The following is a 14,531-nucleotide window of genomic DNA, read 5'->3' on the forward strand; positions in this document are numbered from 1 at the left end:
CACTTCGCTCCCCGCGCGCCTTTCGGCGCGCTCCGTCACGTCCCTGCCCGGCCTGCCGTTCCGGTTCGGCATCGGCTCCGATGCTAGCTCCGGGCCAGCGGCGGCAGCCAGCGTGACGGGGATCGAAAGTGACCGCCATCACACCCCGGCAAGCCGCCTTCAGCGCACGCCCAGCCGATCCAGCATGAAGGCGTACCACTCCGAGGTGCGGCGAAAGCGCACGTAGCGCCCGGTCTTGCCGCCGTGGCCGGCTTCCATGTCGGTGCGCAGCAGCAGCGGGTTGTCGTCGGTCTTGACGGCGCGCAGCCGGGCGACCCACTTGGCCGGCTCCCAGTACTGCACCTGCGAATCCCACAGGCCGGTGTCCACGTACAGCGCCGGGTAGTCCTGCGCCTTCACCTGGTCGTAGGGCGAATAGGAAAGCATGTACTCGTAGTACACCGGCTCGGCCGGGTTGCCCCATTCGTCGAACTCGTTGGTGGTGAGCGGGATGGAGGTGTCGAGCATGGTGGTGACCACGTCGACGAAGGGCACGCCGGCGTACATCACCGCATAGCGGTCCGGTGCCATGTTGGCGACCGCGCCCATCAGCAGGCCGCCGGCGCTGCCGCCGGCCGCCGCCACGCGATCCTTCGCGGCGTAGCCTTCGCGCACGAGGAAATCGGTGACGTCGATGAAGTCGGTGAAGCTGTTCTTCTTGTGCAGCAGCTTGCCGTCCTCGTACCAGTGCCGGCCCATCTCCTGACCGCCGCGGATATGGGCGATGGCGTAGGCCATGCCGCGATCGAGCAGGCTCGGTACCGCGAGGTTGAAGCGCGGATCGCTGGAGGCCCCGTAGGAGCCGTAGGCGTACTGCAGCAGCGCGGCGCGGCCGTTGCGCTCGAAGCCCTTGCGGTAGACCAGCGAAACGGGAATCTTCGTGCCATCGCGCGCCGGTGCCCAAAGCCGCTCGGTGGCGTACAGCGAGGCGTCGTAACCCAGCACCGGGTCGGTCTTGAGCAGGCGCCGCTCGCCGCTGGCGACATCCACCTCCCAGGTGCTCTGCGGCGTGGTCAGCGAGCTGTAGCCATAGCGCAGCCAGTGGGTGCCCGGCTCGGCGTTGGTCGAAAGCCCCATCACATAGGCCGGCTCGTCCGAGGCCACCAGGAACGAGTCGCCCGCCTTCGGAATCACCCGGACGCGGCGCAGGCCCTCGGAGCGCTCCTCGAAGGCGATGAAGTCGTCGAACAACTCGAAGCCGCCGATGAAGGCATCCTCGCGATGGGCAATCCACTCCTGCCAGCGCGCGCGGTCGCCCACGTCGGCATCGGCGACGGTCATCAGGCGGTAGTTCGGAGCACGCCAGTCGGTGCGGATCACCCAGCGCCCGCCGAGGTGATCGGCGTCATAGAGGAAGTCACGCTGGCGCGGCGCGAACACGAACAGGCGCGAGGGATCGGCCAGCTCGGCGCAGCGCATCTCGGTGGAGACGGTGGCGCGCAGGTCGATGCACAAATAGCGCTCCGAGCGGGTGCGCGTGATCGACAGGTAGAAGGTCTCGTCGCCTTCCTCGTACACCAGGCGATCAGCCGCGGGTGCCGCGCCCACGCGGTGCTGCTTCACCCGGTATCCGAGCAGGGTTTCGGGATGGTTCTCGACGTAGTAGAGGGTTTCGTCGTCCGCGCCCCATACGAGGTTGGGCGCAATGCCGGCGACGCCGTCTTCATGCACCGCACCGGTCGCCAGATCCTTCACCTTGAGGACATACTGCCGGCGCCCCACGTCATCCTCGGCCCAGGCGATGCGGGCACCGCTCGGGCTGATCGCCCAGTCACCGATCTGGTAGTAGCTCTTGCCTTCGGCCAGGGCGTTGCCGTCGAGCAGGATCTCCTCGGGTGCCTCCATGCTGCCGCGACGGCGCGCATAGACCGGATACTCGCCGCCTTCCTCGAAGCGCACGTAGTACCACCAGCCCTTTTCCCGGTAGGGCACGCTGGCATCGTCCGCCTTGATGCGCCCGGTGATCTCGTCGAACAGGGCGTCGCGGGTGGCGGCCAGCGGTGTCATCACCGCGTCGGTGTAGGCGTTTTCCGCGTTCAGATACCCGATGACCTCGGGGTTCTCGCGGGTGTCGTCGCGCAGCCAGTACCAGGGATCCTCACGGCTGGCGCCGAACGGGGTCGTGATCTGGTGCGGGCGGGTGGCCGCCACGGGCGGTACCGGATCGCGCGCTGCTGCACTGTCCATTTCGTCATGCCGCGGTTGGGACGCACAGGCCGCCAGCACCAGGGTGGCGACGGCCAGAGCGCCAAGATACCCCCGCGCGCGCCTCATGGGTGCGCGCTCCGCGCCCCGAACAGGCGCTGTTTGAGGAAGGTGTAGGCCAGCGCCTGCATGTGGGCGCGCTGGCGGTTGTCGGCGGCACCGCCGTGTCCGCCCTCGATGTTCTCGTAGTAGGTCACGTCGTGGCCCTGCTCCATCATGCGCGCCATCATCTTGCGCGCGTGGCCCGGATGCACGCGGTCATCGCGGGTGGACGTGGTGAACAGCACCGGCGGGTAGGTCACGCCCGGCCTCACGTTCTGGTAGGGCGAGAAGCTCTGGATGAACTCCCAGTCGGACGTGTCCGGATCGCCATACTCGGCCATCCACGAAGCGCCGGCCAGGAGCTTGCTGTAGCGCTTCATGTCGAGCAGCGGCACCTGGCAGACCACCGCGCCGAAAAGCTCGGGATACAGCACGGTCATGTTGCCCATCAGAAGGCCGCCGTTGCTGCCGCCCTGGATACCCAGGTGCGCGGGCGAAGTGATCCCGCGCGCGATCAGGTCCTGCGCCACGGCGGCGAAATCCTCGTAGGCGCGGTGGCGGTTCTGCTTGAGCGCCGCCTGATGCCAGCGCGGGCCGTATTCGCCGCCGCCGCGGATGTTGGCGACGACGTAGACGCCGCCCTGCTCCAGCCAGCCGCGCCCCGCCGCCGCGCTGTAGCCGGGCGTGAGGGAAATCTCGAAGCCGCCGTAACCGTAGAGCAGGGTCGGGTTGCCGCCGTCCGCCGCCATGCCCTTGGGCGACACCATGAAATACGGCACCCGGGTGCCGTCCTTGCTGGTGGCGAAGTTCTGGCTGACTTCGAAGCGGCTGGCGTCGAAGAATGCCGGCAGCTGCTTGAGCAGGGTCGGTGCCGGCCCGCCGATCGTGCCCAGATAGAGCGAGGTCGGGGTGAGGTAGTCGTTGACGGTCAGGAAGAAGTCGTTGGACTCCTCGTCATCCACCGCGCTGATGCTCACCGTGCCGAACTGCGGCAGGTGCGGGAGCGGCTCGCGCGCCCAGGCATCGCCGCCCGGTGTGACGAGGTAGATGCGGTTCTTCACGTCTTCGAGCACGTTGATGTAGAAGTGATCCTTCGTGCGGCCGAAGCCGGCCAGCGAGCTGCGCGCGTCGGGCGCATAAACCACCGACAGATCGCGCTTGCCGGCCATGAAGTCGTCGAACTTGGCCGCCAGCAGCGCGCCCTGCGGGTAGGTGACGCCGTCCACGGTCCAGGGTTCGCGCAACTCCAGGGTCAGCCATTCGCGCGAGACGCCGGCCTGCGCGCTGTTGGGCACCTCCACCTTGGCCAGGCTGCCGTCGGCGCGGCGCTGGAACAGCTCGTTGTCGTAGAAGGCCAGCGCGCGATACACGAAGTCGCGCTCGAAGCCCGGCGTGCTGTCGTGATAGGCGCCGATGGACATGTCGGTCGGCTGACCTTCGTACACCACGCGGGCCTGTTCCATGGGCGTGCCGCGCTTCCACTCCTTCACGATGCGGGCGTAGCCCGAGGTGGTCATCGAACCCTCACCGAAATCGGTGGCGACGTAGACGGTGTCGGCGTCGATCCAGGACAGCGAACCCTTGGCCTCGGGGCGGAAGAAACCGTCCTTCAGCCAGGTCTTGTTCTCCAGATCGAACTCGCGGCTCACGTCGGCATCGGCACCGCCGCGCGAGAGATCGACCAGGCAGCGGCGATAGGGTTCGCCCCTGACCTTCGGGCGCAGGCAGTTGGCTCCGTGCCACACCCAGTTTTCCCCTTCCTGCGCATTGAGCGCATCCAGGTCGATCAGGGTTTCCCAGGCCGGACTGGGCTTGCGGTATTCATCGAGCGTGGTGCGACGCCAGAGGCCGCGCTGGTTGGTCCGGTCGGTCCAGAAATTGTAGACGTAGTCGCCCTGCTTGTAGACGTAGGGAATCTTGTCGTCCGAGTCGAGGATGGCGAGCAGATCGTTTTCCAGCGCGGCGAATCCGGCATCGGCCTCGATCGCGGCCTTCGACTCCGCGTTGCGGGCGCGCACCCAGTCGAGCGCGGTGTCGCCACCCACATCCTCCAGCCACAGGTAGGGATCTTCGACCTGTGGCGCAGCGGCCGGCGCACCGGCGTCGGCGGGCTGCTCCGGCTTCACCGGCGCACAGGCGGACAGGACGACCAGCCCGGCCGACAGCCAGGCAAGGGGAAGACGCGACATGGGGAGACTCCGCGATTCATGGACCGCCAACGCTACCACGGCCTCGCCGCTGCGGCCCTTGGCCGGAAGTCATGCCGGCGCGCCGGCGGGAGGCGCGCCGGGCCGGGCCGCTATCCGATGGTGTAGCCGCCGTCGACCACGAGGTCCTGCCCGTAGATGTTCTTGGCCGCATCCGAGGCCAGGAATACCGAGGCTTCGGCAATGTCGGCCGGCTCACCGAAGGCTCCCTGCATCAGGCGCGCGTTGATGCCTTCGGCCACCTTGCCCAGCACCTCGGGCGGCAGGCCGACCGTGCCCCACAGCGGCGTGGCGACGGGGCCGGGGGCGATGGAGTTGACCCGGATGCCGCGCGGAGCCAGCTCGGCCGCCAGCGTCTGCGCCAGCGACTTCAGCGCCGCCTTGCTGGCACTGTAGATGGCCAGGCCCGGGAAGCCGACCTGGGTGAGGAAGGTGGTGATGAACTGGATCGATGAGCCTTTCGCCATGTGCGGCAGGAACAGGCGCGCGGTTTCCGCCGCCGCGTAGAAGTTGATCGAGAACTGGGCATCGAAGGCTTCCCGGGTGCTGTTCTCGAACGACACCACGCGCGCGATGCCGGCGTTGGGCACCAGCACGTCGACGCGGCCGTGCGTCTCGACCGTGCGCCGCACCAGCCGATCGAGATCCGCGGCGACAGTGGCATCGCCGGCAATCGCCGTCACCCGCCCCGGATGCGCCGCCGCCAGCGCATCGAGCGCCGACCCGGTGCGGGCGAACGCCACCACGCGCGCGCCCTCGGCCACATAGCGCGAGACGATGGCATGACCGATGCCGCTGCTCGCCCCGGTGACGACCGCGACCTTTCCCTCCAGACGCTGCTGCATGGTGCTCTTCCTTCAATGCCGTGACGGCGACAGGCCGGCAGCATCCCGCGCGGACCGGACGCGGGCATTGACTCCGGTCAAGCCGGATCGCGATGGCGTTGGCCGCGCGCCACCTACGGCGCCACCTTGCGCCGGATCGCGTGCGCCAGCGTCGGCGGCAGGCTCGGCAGCGAGCGCAGCATCCAGGGCAGGATGCGGCGCTTGGTGCCGCCCAGCGATTCGGGAACCATCGCCTCGATCAGGTGCGGGCCGGGCGTGGCGAGCGCGTGTTCGAAGGCCTTGTTGAAACCTTCGGCGCTGGTCACGCGCGCCGCCGGCACGCCCATGCCCTGGGCGATGTGGGTGAAGTTGAGCACGGGGCCGTGGAGGTCGAGCTGGGACTTGGCCTTGGGGCTGATCTTCGTATCCGCGCCGACCCGTTCCAGCTCGACGTTGAGCACCGAGTAGGAGGCGTTGTTGAAGATGATCGAAATGACGTGCAGCGTCTCGCGCGCCATGGTCCACAGCGCCTGGATGGTGAACATGGCGGCGCCGTCGCCGGCCAGCGCGATGACCGGGCGCTCCGGGCAGGCGACCGCAGCGCCCGTCGCGCTGGGCAGGCCCTGGCCGATGGCGCCGCCGGTCAGCGTGATGAGGTCGTGGCGCGGCGCGCCCCGGGTCATCGCGGCCAGCATCAGGCTGGAGGTGATGCCCTCGTCCACCACGATGGCGTTTTCCGGCAGGAGATGGCCGACCGCCTTGCAGACCTTGGCGGCGGTGAGCTTTCCGCGCGGGCGCGAGGGGCGTTCGGCGGCCTGCAGCATCGGCTCGGCGGCCTGCGCGCCGAGCGCGGCCACCAGCTTCTCCAGGCTCGCCACCGCGTCTTGCGTGGGCGAGGCCAGGGTATGCACGGCGCAGGTCTCGGGAACCAGATCGCTCTTTCTTCCCGGATAGGCGAAGAACGACACCGGCGACTTGGCGTCCACCAGGATCAGGTGATCGAGCGCGGAGAGCTGCAGCGAAGCCAGCTCGGCCAGATAGGCGATGCGCTCCACCGGCGGCAGGCCGGCGCCGCGCGCAAGGCGCGTGGGGAAGGTTTCGCAGTGCAGCTTCACGCCGGATTTCGCGGCGATGCGCGCGGCGGCGAGGAGGCCCGGCTCGCGCAGCGCGGCGCCGCCCAGCAGCAGCGCAACCTTGCCGCCGGCGCGGATCGCATCGGCGACGGCCGCCACGGTCGCATCGTCTGCCGCCGCGGGGGCGGGCGGCGGCGGCGGCGGATGCGGCACCCCGCCCTCGCCCCAGGACACGTCCGCCGGCAGGATCAGGGTGGCGACCTGGCCCGGCAGCCCGCGCGCGGCGGCGATGGCGTCCACGGCGTCCTTGCACAGTTCGGCGGTGGTCATCGAGGTGCGCACGAAGCCGGGCGAGACGTTGCGCGCCACGGTCTCGATGTCGGACTGCAGCTGGGCGTCGTACTTGACGTGGAAGGTGGCGTGGTCGCCGACGATGTTGACGATCGGCACCTTGCCCTTGCGCGCATTGTGCAGGTTCGCAAGACCATTGCCCAGGCCGCAGCCCAGGTGCAGCAGGGTCGCCGCCGGCCTGTCGGCCATGCGCGCGTAGCCGTCCGCGGCGCCGGTCGCCACGCCCTCGAACAGCGCCAGCACCGCGCGCATGCGCGGCTCGGCGTCGAGCGCGGCGACGAAGTGCATCTCGCTGGTGCCGGGGTTGGAAAAGCAGACCTCGATGCCGGCGTCGGCCAGGGTCTTCATCAGGGCGTGTGCACCGTTGGGCATGGCTCGTTCTCGCAGCTCAGTCGGAATCCAGATGGGAGGCGTCGATGTCGGCGGTGCGGGTGACGCCCGCCAGGGTCATGGTCAGGCGCAGCTCGCGCTGCACGGTGTCGAGATAGTCGCGCAGGCCGGCTTCTCCCGCGCCCGCCAGGGCCCAGATCCAGCCCCGGCCGATCAGCGCCCCGCGCGCACCCAGCGCCAGCGCCTTGAAGAGATCGGTGCCGCTGCGCACCCCGCCGTCGACGAGGATTTCGGCGGCATCGCCGACGGCGGCGGCGATCTTCGGCAGCGCGCGGATGCCGGAGGCCACCGAATCGAGCTGCCTCCCGCCGTGGTTGGACACCACGATGCCCTCCACGCCGGCATTCACCGCGGCGCGCGCGTCGTCGACGTCGAGGATGCCCTTGAGCAGGATCCTGCCGCGCCAGCGCGCGCGCAGCCAGTCGATGTCGCGCCAGGTGACGCCCGGATCGAACTGCGCGTCGACCCAGGCCTTGAAGTCATCCAGGCTGCGCGCGCCGGGCAGCTGCGACTCCAGACAGCCAAAGCGCAGCGGCCGCCCGCGCAGCGCCACGTCCCACACCCAGCGCGGACGCGCCAGCACCTGGGTTGCGCGCAGCAGGCTCGCCTTCAGACCCGTCGCGCCCAGGCCGTTGCGCGTGTCGCGATGGCGCGGCCCCGGCAGGGGCAGGTCCACGGTGAAGACCAGGGTGCGGCAGCCGGCCGCCCAGGCGGCGTCGAGGATCACCTCGACCGCACCGCGGTCGCGCAGCATGTAGAGCTGGAACCAGAACGGCGCGCCGCGCGCGGCGGCGACCTCCGGCAGCGGGCAGACGCCGACGGTGGACAGCGTGAAGGGAACGCCGGCCTCCTCGGCCACGCGCGCGGCGCGGGCCTCGCCGCGGCGGGCCATCATCCCCGCCAGGCCCACCGGCGCCAGCGCCAGCGGCAGCGCGCAGGATTCGCCCAGCAGCACCGCGCCGGTGTCCACGCGGCTGGTATCCACCAGCACGCGCTGGCGGATGCGCACGCCGGCGAAGTCGTCCACGTTGGCGGCGAGGGTGCGCTCCTCGCCGGCACCGCCGTCGATGTAGTCGAACAGGAAGCGCGGCAGGCGTCGGCGGGCGAGCGCGCGGTAGTCGGAAGCGGTCGCGGGCAGGCTCACGGTGCCGCCCCGCCGAGGATCGAGGCCGCCGCCGCGCGCGCGGTGAGGATGCAGCCGGGCAGGAAGGTGCCTTCCAGCGAACGCCTGCCGCTGGCACCGCCGCCGCCGAAGCCGGCGGCCTCGCCCACGCAGTACAGCCCGGGAATCGGCGCGTCGCTTGCGTCCAGCACCCGGCTTTCCAGATCCGTGGCCAGCCCGCCCAGGCTCTTGCGGGTGATGAGCTGGGCGTGGATCGCGATGAACGGCCCCGACCCTTTCTTCGCCAGCGGCGCGGGTCGGCAGGTGCGCAGCGCGTCCGGACCCCAGCGCCGCGCGTGCAGGACGCGGCGGATCTGGTCGTCATTGCCCAGCGCCCTGCCGGCGAAATTGGCGTCGAAGGCGGCTACGGCGGCGCGCAGCGCGCCCGGATCGACGTGCGCCTCGCCGGTCAGCGCGTTCATCTTCGCGGCCAACCCGTCGAGTGTCTCGTCCACCAGGAAGTGCGGGCTCTCGGCCTGCATCTGGCGCAGCAGGCGGTGGTTCCCGAAAAGCGTTTCCCTGAGGAAGGGAAGAAAGCGTTTGTCGCGGATGTGCGGGTTGTGCTCGGCCCCGGAAATCGCGAACTCCTTGGCACCGATACGCCAGTTGAGCAGCTGCCAGGTCCAGGGCTTTTCCTGCTCGGCCACGCGCCGGCACAGCCAGTTCGTGTCGAAGCCGGTCACCAGCGGCTCGGGGCCGATGCGCCGGCCTCGGTGGTCGAGCCAGAGCGCCGACTTGCACGGGATCATCGACAGCCCGTGGCCGGGGAAGTGCGGCTGCGGGTGCGGGAAGCCGGCGGCGTAGTTCCACATTTCGCCGGCGTGGGTGACGCGCGCGCCGAAGCCCTCGGCCAGGTGGTGCAGGCGCCCGTCGGCGAAGGGGTGCGCGCCGTTGAGCATCGCCGCCGGCATCGGCCGGTCCTTCGGCCAGTTGCGGCGCGCCTCCTCGTGGCCGCCGTTGATGCCGCCCGAAGCCAGCACCACCACCGGCGCTTCCAGGCGCAGGTCGGCGCCGGTGTCCTCGTCCAGCGCCACCGCGCCGCTGATGCGCCCGCCGCTGGAATCGAGCGCGGTGACGCGGTGCCGGTGCAGCAGGGTCAGCCGCCCGCCGTCGGCCTCGCGCAGCGCCGCGATCATGCGCCGCGCAAGCTCGCGCGAAGTGCCCCAGACGATGTGGTAGCGCGGCAGCGAGTTGCCTTCGCCAAAGCGCCCGCGCTCCACCCAGTTGACCGCCGGCATGAACTTCAGGTCGTGCGCCAGCAGCCAGTCGTGTACGTCCGCGCGCGAGCGCTCGACGTAGCGCCGCGCCCAGGCCATCGGCCAGGCATCGTCCGGATCGAGCTCGCCGAAGCGCACCCAGTCGGCCAGCGCGCGCTCGGGCGTGTCGGGAATCCTGCGGCGCGCCTGCAGCGGCGTACCCACCAGCGCCATGCCGCCGAACGCCCACAGCGCCAGCCCGCCGAAGCGCTCGGGCGTGTCGCGGTCCACCAGGGTCACGCGCAGCCCGCCGCGCAGGCATTCGAGCGCGGTGACGATCCCGGCCAGGCCACCGCCCACCACCAGCACGTCCGACTGCAGCACCGCCATGCGGCCTCCCCGATCCATCCGATCCGTACCTTGGCGGATGGTACAGGGCCTGGCGCGCGGAAGAGCGTGCGGTGCCGCGCAGTGTCCCCCGCCTCATGCGTCGAGCCGCTGCTCCAGCGCGTCCAGCAGTTCCGCCAGCACCCGCGCGCCGCCGCGATCGGCCGTGTCCGCACGCTGCGCGCGCGCAATCCGCTCGCGCGCGGCCTCGACGTCGCCCTCCAGCGCGTACCGCTCGGCGTGGAGCCATTCGCGGTGCGCCGAATGGTCGGCCAGTCCATCGGTGCACAGCGGCAGCCAGGCCGCGAGTCGCGCCGGGTCGCGCCGCTGAAGGGCAATGTGGCCGGCGACCGCAAGGGCCACCGGGCCACGTACGACGGGCGGCAGCGCGGGAAACATCGCCACAAGCTCGCGCGCGTGGGCTTCGGCCGACGCCGCCTCGCCGGCATCCAGCGCGAAGGCCAGGTGCAGGGCATGGATGTGCGCCCGCATCAGCGGATCTTCGACGCCATGCGTCTCGGGCATCAGCGCCGGCGGCCAGTCGCGCGGGCGGACGCCGGCATAGCTCAGGCCCAGAAGGCGCATCGCGCTGAAGCGCGCGCGGCCCATCGCATCGCCACGCAGGATCTGCAGCAGGCTCATCCCGTCGGTGGACCAGCCGTGGTGGCGGAACGGGACGAGGTTCACCACAGCCATCGCGAAGCCGGTGACGGCGGCACCGCCGAGGACAGGCGACCACGCCTGGCCCGGGGCGAAGCCATCCATCGCGATCACGCAGGCCGCGCTCGCGGCCAGATTGGCGATCACGCCGCCCAGCCCGAGGGCGCAAAACGCCGCACGCCCGAAGTCCGCGTCGCGCGGCAGCATCAGCGCAAAGCCGCCCAGGCCCAGCGCCTGCGCGCCGCGGTAGCCGCGCCATCCGCGCCCGGTGCGTTCGAGGCGCAGCCGGCCCAGGCCCAGGAGATAGGCGCGCAGTCCGGCCAGCCGTCCTAACGCGACGTGTCCCGCCTCGTGCACGAGCATCTGCGGCCAAATCGCGAGCATCGCGCCGATGGCTCCCAGGCCGATCTGCGCACCGCTCCACGGCAGCGCGCCGCGTGCGATCGCGACGCCGATCAGCGCGCCCACGACGCCGCCAACGACCGTCGGCACGCGCGACCCGCCGCGCCGCGCCGGAGGCGACGCAGACACAGGGTCCGGCGGCGGCCAGAGGTCGGCCTCCAGATCGCCCACGGACGACGCATCAGGCGCACGCTGCACGTCGGTCATGGGCGCGACCCATCGAGCGCTTTACCGAAGCGCAGCGCGTCGCAGCCGTCCTCGTAGTAGTCCGGGATCCGGCCCTGCTCGCGGTAGCCCGCGCGCCGATAGAGGGCGATCGCCGCCTCGTTGTCGCTGCGCACTTCCAGCCGAAGTTCCCCGCGCCGCGCGTCCCGCGCCTGCCGCTCGGCATCGGCCAACAGCAGCGCGCCCAGCCCGGCACCGCGCTGCGCCGGATCGACCGCGATCGAATACAGCCGTGCGACGCCGCTGCCGCGGCGCAGGAACAGCAGCGCGTAGCCGGCGAGCGCCCCCTCGCGTTCGGCCACGCGCAGCCGCGCCGTGGGAGAGGCCAGATGCCGGCGAAACTGGCGCGGCGCGAGCCGGTCACCGGGAAACATCGCCTCCAGCACCAGCAGGCCATCGAGATCCGAAGGGCGCGCATCGCGCAGGACGGCGGCGGGTTTTTCGCGTGCCATGAACGAGTCGCAACCGCTTTCCGGACCGCCTCATCGCGGCCGCGTGATTCTGTCAGAATCGCCGCCATCCCGCGCCCGTCGAGCGCCTCCAGGCCTGCCATGAGCCGCCTCGTCATCGTCGTCGAAAAGCCCTCCGACTGGGGCTCCTACTACCCCTCCGAAGACGTCGTCTCCGCCACCGACTACCTCCAGAACGAAGGCACGGCCGCGGCCAGCGCCGACGAGCGGGTACAGGTCATCAACCTGTGCCGCAGCTACAAGTACTTGGGCGTGGGCTACTACGTCTCGCTCCTGGCCGAGGCGCGCGGGCACCGCGTGATTCCCTCGGTGCGCACCCTCAACGACCTGCGCCGCCGCTCGCTCTACGGCTTCGACCTCGACGACCTCAACCAGCGTCTGGGCAAATACCTGCGCGACCGCGCCGACTCGGCCGCCTTCAGCATCGGCGTGTACTTCGGCCACACCCGGCACGAACCGCTCGCCGAACTGGCGCGGCAGGTGTTCGAAGCCTTCCCCTGCCCGATCCTGCGCATCGAGTTCGAACGCGAACGGGTCTGGCAGATCAGCGCGATCAAGCCGACCAGCCTCACCACCCTGGATCCGGAGCAGGAGGACGTCTTCGCCGCCGGGCTCGACGTCTTCTCCCGCAAGATCTGGCGCAAGCCGCGCGCGCGCAGGCGCTTCCGCTACGAGATCGCGATGCTGCACGACCCCGCCGAGGTCATGCCGCCCTCCAACAAGCGCGCGCTGCGCCACTTCATCGAGGCAGGCAAGACGCTCGGCATCGAGGTCGATCCCATCACCCGCGCCGACTACTCGCGCCTGCCCGAATACGACGGGCTCTTCATCCGCGAAACCACCTCGCTCGACAATCACACCTACCGCTTCTCCCACCGCGCCGAGCGCGAAGGCATGGTCGTCATCGACGATCCGGTATCGATCCTGCGCTGCACCAACAAGATCTACCTCAACGATCTCCTGCACGCGAAAAAGCTCGCCACCCCGCGCACCGAAATCATGTTCCGCGACAGCGACGCCCAGCTCGCCGCGCTGGGCGATACGCTCGGCTATCCGCTGGTGCTCAAGATTCCCGACGCCTCCTTCTCGCGCGGCGTGGTCAAGGTCGAAGACGAAGCCGCGCTGCGCACCGCCGCCGCGCAGCTGTTCCAGCACAGCGCGCTGCTGATCGCCCAGGAGTTCATGTATACCGAATTCGATTGGCGCATCGGCGTACTCAACGGCCAGCCGCTCTACGCCTGCCAGTACTTCATGTCGCGCGGCCACTGGCAGATTTACGACCACGCCCACGGCAGCGCCCGCGGCCAGCCGCGCGCCGGCGGCTTCAAGACCCTGCCCGTGCGCGATGCCCCGGCCGCCGTGGTGAAACTCGCGCAGAAAGCCACCGCGCCCATCGGCAACGGGCTCTACGGCGTGGACATCAAGAGCGATGGCGCGCGCACCGTGGTGATCGAAGTCAACGACAACCCCTCCATCGACGCCGGCGTGGAAGACCTCTATCTCGGCGAGGATCTCTACCGCCGCATCATGGCCGAATTCCTGCGCCGGCTGGAACGCAAGCGCCTGGGTATCGGCTGACGCCGCCGCCTGCTTCACCGCGCGCTGCACGGTGGACTCATCGCCGCACCGTCAGCTCGCGCCGCGCGAAGTCCACGTCCTGAATCCGCAGGCGCAGCGCCTCCAGCAGCCGCAACCCGCTGCCGTAGAGCAGGCTGGCAACCATCCAGGAAACCCCTTCCAGTGCGTCGAGCAGCCGGAACACTTCTTCGCGAGCAAGCACCACCGGCAGGCGATCCGGCCGCTTCGCCCGCCGGATGTTTTCCATCCACGGAAGGTTTATTTTCAGCACCTCCCGATACAGAAACAGCAGCGCCGACAGCGCCTGATTCTGCGTGGACGCCGCCACGTTCGCTTCGGCCGCCAACGCGGTGAGGAACGCCTCCACCTCGCGTTTGCCCAGGTCGCGCGGATGCCGTTTCCCGTTGGCGAGAATGAAGCGTCGAATCCAGCCGACGTACGCCTCCTCGGTACGTCGCGCCAACCCGAGCCGGCGGAGCCTGCCGCGCACCTCGTCCAGCAGACGCGGGCGCGGCGACGCGTCCGCTGGCAGCGGCCTTGCACCACCCTTCTTCTCGTGTGACCATCCACCCATAGCCCAGCCCCCGGTTCGCCAAGAAACGCTGCAAGATTAGGCTGACTGGATAGGCTGCACGATCAGAACAACCCCTTGTTTCGGCTAAGACTTTTGCTTTGCGCCGTCCGTAAACGGCGGGATTAGGCTGCAGAGTTAGGCTGACGCATGGGGTCGAATTGTAGTTAGCTGTTGTTTGTAGCAGTCTCGCAGTCCGTAATTTTGCATGAATGGAGGATAGAACAATGAGGTTGAAAGCTGGCTGTATCGTGATAGTGATTGCAGCGTCTGTTAGCTTCTCCGCGGCTGCTTGCGATCCGGAGACAGGGGAACGCCGTCAGATGATCTTCCTAGAGGCTGGAGATAAGGTGGTGGAGTACTGGGAAATGGTTCCGGCTGATATAAAACCGGTTGAACTGCCCTCGGGGAGAAAGGTTGGCGTGTCCATTGCGCCAGCAACGCCCCACAAGTACTTGGAGAACGTGAGTTCCGGTCGCTTCTCACCTGAGCTTGTAGAAATTCGGCTCTATGATCTAGCGGGTGAGGAGCCCGTGGAGACGCACATGTCTTGGGGTGGCGCAAATTCGGTTCAGGGGTTCGGAGATTTCACGCTGAATCTCCTCAAGCCCGTCTGCTATCAAGCGGAATTCAAATCTGTCAGTGGTTGAGGTAGCAACAGCTAACTATGTGTGTATGGACTCCCCCGTCAACCCCTGACGGCAGGATTTTGTGAAGCGCCAGCTTCACGGCTTTTGATTCTGCTTTTT

At 69.3% G+C, this 14,531-nt stretch carries 10 protein-coding genes and 1 pseudogene; 2 read left to right on the plus strand and 9 right to left on the minus strand.

Going from position 1 to position 14,531, the window contains the following annotated elements:
- Positions 1–159: 159 nt before the first annotated feature.
- The 8 genes from WB794_RS06070 to WB794_RS06105 form a co-directional block, all read right to left on the minus strand.
- A complete protein-coding gene (locus WB794_RS06070) occupies positions 160–2,226 on the minus strand; it encodes a S9 family peptidase (protein WP_337334951.1) in 2,067 nt (688 codons plus the stop codon).
- Positions 2,227–2,309: 83 nt separating this feature from the next.
- Positions 2,310–4,475 carry a prolyl oligopeptidase family serine peptidase gene (locus WB794_RS06075; protein ID WP_337334952.1) on the minus strand — a complete coding sequence of 722 codons (2,166 nt, stop codon included), beginning with the start codon at positions 4,473–4,475 and terminating at the stop codon, positions 2,310–2,312.
- Between the two features lie 110 nt (positions 4,476–4,585).
- Complete coding sequence (locus tag WB794_RS06080; protein ID WP_337334953.1) at positions 4,586–5,338, minus strand: SDR family NAD(P)-dependent oxidoreductase; 753 nt, start codon at positions 5,336–5,338, stop codon at positions 4,586–4,588.
- A gap of 113 nt (positions 5,339–5,451) precedes the next feature.
- Complete coding sequence (locus WB794_RS06085) at positions 5,452–7,113, minus strand: acetolactate synthase large subunit (RefSeq protein ID WP_337334954.1); 1,662 nt, start codon at positions 7,111–7,113, stop codon at positions 5,452–5,454.
- 16 nt (positions 7,114–7,129) lie between these two features.
- Positions 7,130–8,269: an L-lactate dehydrogenase gene (locus tag WB794_RS06090; RefSeq protein ID WP_415926651.1), complete on the minus strand. Its 1,140-nt coding sequence runs from the start codon at positions 8,267–8,269 to the stop codon at positions 7,130–7,132.
- Positions 8,270–8,271: 2 nt separating this feature from the next.
- A complete protein-coding gene (locus tag WB794_RS06095; protein ID WP_337334956.1) occupies positions 8,272–9,879 on the minus strand; it encodes an FAD-dependent oxidoreductase in 1,608 nt (535 codons plus the stop codon).
- A gap of 93 nt (positions 9,880–9,972) precedes the next feature.
- A complete protein-coding gene (locus tag WB794_RS06100) occupies positions 9,973–11,145 on the minus strand; it encodes a hypothetical protein (RefSeq protein ID WP_337334957.1) in 1,173 nt (390 codons plus the stop codon).
- The gene (locus WB794_RS06105; protein WP_337334958.1) at positions 11,142–11,615 is read right to left on the minus strand and encodes a GNAT family N-acetyltransferase; all 474 of its coding nucleotides are present in this window, start codon (positions 11,613–11,615) and stop codon (positions 11,142–11,144) included. Before WB794_RS06105 ends, WB794_RS06100 begins: the two co-directional genes overlap by 4 nt.
- 99 nt (positions 11,616–11,714) lie before the next feature.
- On the opposite strand from WB794_RS06105, the gene WB794_RS06110 reads away from it, so the two are divergent.
- On the plus strand, positions 11,715–13,211 hold the full coding sequence (locus WB794_RS06110; protein WP_337334959.1) for a RimK family protein: 1,497 nt from the start codon (positions 11,715–11,717) through the stop codon (positions 13,209–13,211).
- 43 nt (positions 13,212–13,254) lie between these two features.
- Here the strand turns inward: WB794_RS06110 and WB794_RS06115 are convergent.
- Positions 13,255–13,713: pseudogene (locus WB794_RS06115) on the minus strand (phage integrase N-terminal SAM-like domain-containing protein); the annotation flags it as partial.
- A 296-nt stretch (positions 13,714–14,009) separates the two neighbouring features.
- Between WB794_RS06115 and WB794_RS06120 the strand changes: the two are divergent.
- A complete protein-coding gene (locus WB794_RS06120) occupies positions 14,010–14,432 on the plus strand; it encodes a hypothetical protein (protein ID WP_337334960.1) in 423 nt (140 codons plus the stop codon).
- Positions 14,433–14,531: the final 99 nt, after the last annotated feature.

Origin of the sequence: Denitratimonas tolerans (assembly GCF_037203605.1) — a bacterium.
Taxonomy (GTDB): domain Bacteria; phylum Pseudomonadota; class Gammaproteobacteria; order Xanthomonadales; family Xanthomonadaceae; genus Denitratimonas; species Denitratimonas tolerans.

Excerpts from the sequence above, each read along its gene's own strand:
- WB794_RS06110 (WP_337334959.1), top strand. The coding sequence starts at position 11,715 with ATGAGCCGCCTCGTCATCGTCGTCGAAAAGCCCTCCGACTGGGGCTCC.
- WB794_RS06120 (WP_337334960.1), top strand. The coding sequence starts at position 14,010 with ATGAGGTTGAAAGCTGGCTGTATCGTGATAGTGATTGCAGCGTCTGTT.
- WB794_RS06085 (WP_337334954.1), bottom strand. The coding sequence starts at position 7,113 with ATGCCCAACGGTGCACACGCCCTGATGAAGACCCTGGCCGACGCCGGC.
- WB794_RS06075 (WP_337334952.1), bottom strand. The coding sequence starts at position 4,475 with ATGTCGCGTCTTCCCCTTGCCTGGCTGTCGGCCGGGCTGGTCGTCCTG.
- WB794_RS06105 (WP_337334958.1), bottom strand. The coding sequence starts at position 11,615 with ATGGCACGCGAAAAACCCGCCGCCGTCCTGCGCGATGCGCGCCCTTCG.
- WB794_RS06100 (WP_337334957.1), bottom strand. The coding sequence starts at position 11,145 with ATGACCGACGTGCAGCGTGCGCCTGATGCGTCGTCCGTGGGCGATCTG.
- WB794_RS06080 (WP_337334953.1), bottom strand. The coding sequence starts at position 5,338 with ATGCAGCAGCGTCTGGAGGGAAAGGTCGCGGTCGTCACCGGGGCGAGC.
- WB794_RS06070 (WP_337334951.1), bottom strand. The coding sequence starts at position 2,226 with ATGGACAGTGCAGCAGCGCGCGATCCGGTACCGCCCGTGGCGGCCACC.
- WB794_RS06095 (WP_337334956.1), bottom strand. The coding sequence starts at position 9,879 with ATGGCGGTGCTGCAGTCGGACGTGCTGGTGGTGGGCGGTGGCCTGGCC.